Source organism: Frankia sp. AgB32 (genome assembly GCF_023243045.1).
Lineage (GTDB): Bacteria > Actinomycetota > Actinomycetes > Frankiales > Frankiaceae > Frankia.
The window spans coordinates 11,229-12,352 of record NZ_JALKFX010000052.1 but is presented as its reverse complement, the minus strand read 5'-3'; the positions used below and the strand labels follow the sequence as shown (position 1 = coordinate 12,352).

Genomic DNA, 1,124 nt, shown 5'->3' with positions numbered 1-1,124 from the left:
TTTTTTAAACGAGCCCGCGCGGGGGGGGGGGCGGCGCCGGCGGGCCGCGGCCCCCCCCGGGGTTCCCACCCCCCCGGGGGGGGGGGGCGCGCCGCCCGTGGCCTCCACCGTCGTCATGATCCAGCCCTCCCGGCCGCATCGTCCGTCCGCAGGCGTGGGTCGATCAGCAGGTAGAGCAGGTCCACGGCGGTGGAGATCGCGACGAACACCAGCGCCGACAGCAGCACCACACTCATCACCACGGGCATGTCGCGGCTGCTGACGGCCTGCAGGGTCAGCGCGCCGATGCCGGGTCGGGCGAACACCTTCTCGACGAGGACCGCGCCGCCGAGCAGCGTTCCGGCCAGCCAGCCGGACAGGGTGACCAGCGGGATGGCCGCGTGCCGCAGGGCGTGCCGGGCGCGCACCGCGGTGCGGCTGAGCCCCCGGGCCCGCGCCGTGACGACGAACGGCTGTTCCAGCGCGGCTTCCAGCCCTTCCCGCAGCACCTGGCCGAGGATCCCCGCCACCGGCAGGCCGAGGGTGAGCGCGGGCAGCACCAGCGCGGCGAAACCGCTGGCCCCGGCCACCGGGAAGATCTGGATCTTGAAGGACAGTACGGTGAGCAGCAGGATGCCCAGCCAGAACGGCGGGGTGGACACCGACAGGAGCTCCCAGAAACTCGCCACCGCCCGCAACGCCGGGTGCCGCCCCGCGGTCGCGACCGCGGACAGCACGGCGAGCACCACCGCCACCCCGAGCGCCGCGAGCGCGAGCTGCACCGTCGGCATGAGCTGGTCGCCGATCAGCGCCGACACCGGCTGCTGGAGCTGGTAGGAGTAGCCGAGATCGCCGTGCAGCAGCCGACCGAGATAGTGCAGGTACTGCAGCACCACCGGCTCGTCGAGCCCGAGATCGTCGCGGATCTGGGCCCGCACCTCGGCCGACGCCATCGTCGACGGACCGAGGATGATCGCGACCGGGTCGCCGGGCAGCAGCTGCAACGCGATGAACGCGGTGGTCGCCGCGCCCAGCATGACCGCGAGCGCCGCCGCCAGTCGGCGGGCCAGCGCGCTTGCCAGCCTTCGGCCCGCGCCGGCCCGGCCCGGCGGGGCCGGGGGGGGGGGCGGGCCCCCCCCCCCCGC

At 75.2% G+C, this 1,124-nt stretch carries 1 protein-coding gene; it reads right to left on the bottom strand.

Annotated features, from left to right (window positions below):
- Nucleotides 1-113: 113 nt before the first annotated feature.
- Complete coding sequence (locus tag MXD60_RS16855) at nt 114-1,061, bottom strand: ABC transporter permease (RefSeq protein WP_283098508.1); 948 nt, start codon at nt 1,059-1,061, stop codon at nt 114-116.
- Between the last annotated feature and the right edge of the window lie 63 nt (nt 1,062-1,124).